Below are 1,955 nucleotides of genomic sequence, written 5' to 3'. Positions count from 1 at the left end.
TCCTCGGCCGCCGACACAAGAACACCACCGCGACCCTCTACTGGCAGGGCGATCGTGTCGTCGTGATGATCGACGACACGACCGTCCGCACTCTTACACTCGACAGGACCACGCGTTACCAGAAACTGTCCTCAAAGTCCTGAGACATATCTGTCCTCCAAGTCCTGAGACATGACATCCCGAATGCCCTGGAGCCGCTGCTCACGCACGTACTCGGCCGGGGTGGTGTCCAGGTATTTCCGGAACGACCCGGACAGGGTCCGGACGCTGACCCCCACCGCGTCGGCGATGTCGGAGGCGGTCGGCAGTTCGCGGGCGTACTCCCGGATGTACTGGACGGCGTGCCGCACATAGCCGGGCGCCGCCGGGCCGGTGGACCTGTCCGGGTCCACTCCGGTGCGGGCCGCCCATTCGGTGAGCAGGTGACCGACGAGCAACTCCTGCAGGTTGAGCCCGATGCGCCCCTCGGTGGCGTGTCCGGGTAGCTCTCCCGTCGTCCGCATGGCGTACCCGAGCAGCGCCTGCCAGCCGGATCCACCGCCCCCGATGACGCATTTGCGTTGCCAGAGAAGATCTCCGGGGTCGAATCCCCACCACCGCACAGCCGTGTCAGCGAGCAGGGTGTGGGGAACGGTGAGATTGAGCTGGACGTGGTCAGGCGAGAACTCGACGAGGTAGTCGACGCGACTGCAGTCGGCGACGAACGTGTCACCAACCGGTGTGTCCGCGGTGGCGTCGTGGTCGAGGTGGTGCCGGGCGTTGCCCCGGATGGTCGTGAGAACGAGCGCGTTTCCGGCGTCGGACGAGAAGTCGCCGACCGAGACGGGAATTCCGTAGGAGAACCGGGTGACGGTGATGTCGCCGATCTTCGTGGAGTACATGCTCGACCGGGGTGACAGCCCGGCACCGAGCGGACGCACGACATAGGGCATGTACACGCGGTCGGACCAGAGTTGGATCTCGCTCCAGTCCTCCGACGCTCTGCGCTCGGCGGCCGTCGGCCGTCCCACCGCAAACGGATCCAGCACGACCATGCGTCGAGTATTCCAGGGCCTTCGGCCCCCGTGCGCCTTTCTGGTTGCCGGAACAACCGGAAAGGCGCACGAGGCCGAAGGCCCATTGCTTATATCGTGAGTGTGTGCTCATAATATGGGTGTACCTGTGACACCAGTCACTACCCGCCTCCTCGATAAGGACGCGCACATGTCAGACGTAGCAATCCTGATCAACACCACGGTCGCCGTAGCGGCGGTCGTTCTGATGATCGTGCGTTTCAAGTTCAACCCAGTGGTGTCACTGGTCGTCGGATCCGCCTACCTCGGACTCACGACGGGACTCGGCACGGCCGAAACGGTGGAAGTCATCAGCACCGGTTTCGGCGACATCATGGCCGAAGTGGGACTTCTGATCGCCTTCGGCGTCCTGATGGGCGCCATGCTGAAAGAAATGGGCGCGATCCAGCGCCTGGTCGGGACACTTCTACGCGTGTTCGGGCCGAAACGAATGCCCTATGCGCTATCGCTGACAATCGCGACGTTGCTGCAGTCCATCTTCCTCGACGTCCTGCTCGTCATCTCCGCCCCGCTCGCCCGCAACCTCGCACCGAAGGTCGGCCGGGTCGGGACCGCACGCATGGCCACCGCCCTCGCCATCGGCCTCGAGTGCGGCATCGTGCTCATGGTTCCCGGTGTCGGCGCCCTCGCCCTCGCCGGACTACTCGGTGTGCCGCTCGGCAAGATGCTGATCTTCGGACTCATCCTGGTGATCCCGACCGTGGCGATCTCGGTCGCGATCATGTCCTTCCTGTTCACCCGCGGTTGGTGGAACCCGGAGAAGGACGAAGAGCACTTCCATCAGACGGTCGTCGACGACGAAGAAGACCAGTGGACCGACGGCGGCAGCGGCGGGACCACCCCGCGGCCCGATGCCGGCGGCGGCGTCGCCCAGGCGCAGCG

Annotated in this window: 2 protein-coding genes; one reads left to right on the top strand and one right to left on the bottom strand. The window is 65.0% G+C overall.

What is annotated here, in order from left to right:
* Positions 1-131 precede the first annotated feature (131 nt).
* Entirely contained in the window at positions 132-1,034 is a 903-nt protein-coding gene (locus tag AC1D1G_RS44735) for an AraC-like ligand-binding domain-containing protein (protein WP_477956890.1), read from the bottom strand.
* A 169-nt stretch (positions 1,035-1,203) separates the two neighbouring features.
* On the opposite strand from AC1D1G_RS44735, the gene AC1D1G_RS44730 reads away from it, so the two are divergent.
* On the top strand, positions 1,204-1,955 hold a 752-nt coding region (locus AC1D1G_RS44730), incomplete at its 3' end, for a GntP family permease (protein WP_477956889.1).

This window comes from Rhodococcus sp. P3_B8, from assembly GCF_056402775.1.
This window is presented reverse-complemented; position numbering and strand designations above follow the sequence as displayed.